Origin of the sequence: Salinicola sp. 4072, assembly GCF_036663415.1 — a bacterium.
Taxonomy (GTDB): domain Bacteria; phylum Pseudomonadota; class Gammaproteobacteria; order Pseudomonadales; family Halomonadaceae; genus Salinicola; species Salinicola salarius_A.
On record NZ_JAXOVV010000072.1, the window covers coordinates 1 to 1304 of the forward strand.

Annotated in this window: 1 rRNA gene; it reads right to left on the minus strand. The window is 52.7% G+C overall.

The window, feature by feature from the left end:
* Nucleotides 1-1155 (minus strand): 23S ribosomal RNA (locus R3F72_RS18505); the annotation flags it as partial.
* Nucleotides 1156-1304: the final 149 nt, after the last annotated feature.

The following is a 1304-nucleotide window of genomic DNA, read 5'->3' on the forward strand; positions in this document are numbered from 1 at the left end:
ACCCGTAGCTTCGGCATCTGGTTTGAGCCCCGTTACATCTTCCGCGCAGGCCGACTCGACTAGTGAGCTATTACGCTTTCTTTAAAGGATGGCTGCTTCTAAGCCAACCTCCTAGCTGTCTATGCCTTCCCACATCGTTTCCCACTTAACCAGAATTTGGGGGCCTTAGCTGACGGTCTGGGTTGTTTCCCTTTTCACGACGGACGTTAGCACCCGCCGTGTGTCTCCCACGCTCTACTCACCGGTATTCGGAGTTTGCCTCGGGTTGGTAACCCGGGATGGGCCCCTAGCCGAAACAGTGCTCTACCCCCGGCGGTAATACGTGAGGCGCTACCTAAATAGCTTTCGAGGAGAACCAGCTATCTCCGAGCTTGATTAGCCTTTCACTCCGATCCACAGCTCATCCCAGCATTTTTCAACATACTTGGGTTCGGGCCTCCAGTTGATGTTACTCAACCTTCACCCTGGCCATGGATAGATCGCCCGGTTTCGGGTCTATATCCAGCGACTGGTCGCCCAGTTAAGACTCGATTTCTCTACGCCTCCCCTATACGGTTAAGCTCGCCACTGAATATAAGTCGCTGACCCATTATACAAAAGGTACGCGGTCACAGAACGAGTCTGCTCCCACTGCTTGTACGCACACGGTTTCAGGATCTATTTCACTCCCCTCTCCGGGGTTCTTTTCGCCTTTCCCTCACGGTACTGGTTCACTATCGGTCAGCCAGGAGTATTTAGCCTTGGAGGATGGTCCCCCCATGTTCAGTCAGGGTTTCACGTGCCCCGACCTACTCGATTTCACACATTCAGGTTTTCGACTACGGGGCTATCACCCACTATGGCCGGCCTTTCCAGGCGCGTTCGTCTAACCAGTCACATGCTTAAGGGCTACTCCCCGTTCGCTCGCCGCTACTGGGGGAATCTCGGTTGATTTCTTTTCCTCGGGGTACTTAGATGTTTCAGTTCTCCCGGTTCGCTTCCCAACACCTATGGATTCAGTGTGGGATATCCAGCTTGTGCTGGATGGGTTTCCCCATTCGGAAATGTCCGGGTCGCAGGTTGTTTGCCACCTCACCGAACCTTATCGCAGGCTACAACGTCCTTCATCGCCTCTGGCTGCCAAGGCATCCACCGTGTGCGCTTAATCGCTTGACCATATAACCCGAAGGAGTCTGGTCAGTGATTAATCATTCGACAATTGCCGGATACGCTTGAGACGTATCTCGTTTTGCTCTTCTCTAGAGAGAAGAACTGTCAGCATGATCCAAATTGTTAAAGAGCGTTTAGAGCGATAAGCTCTAAGC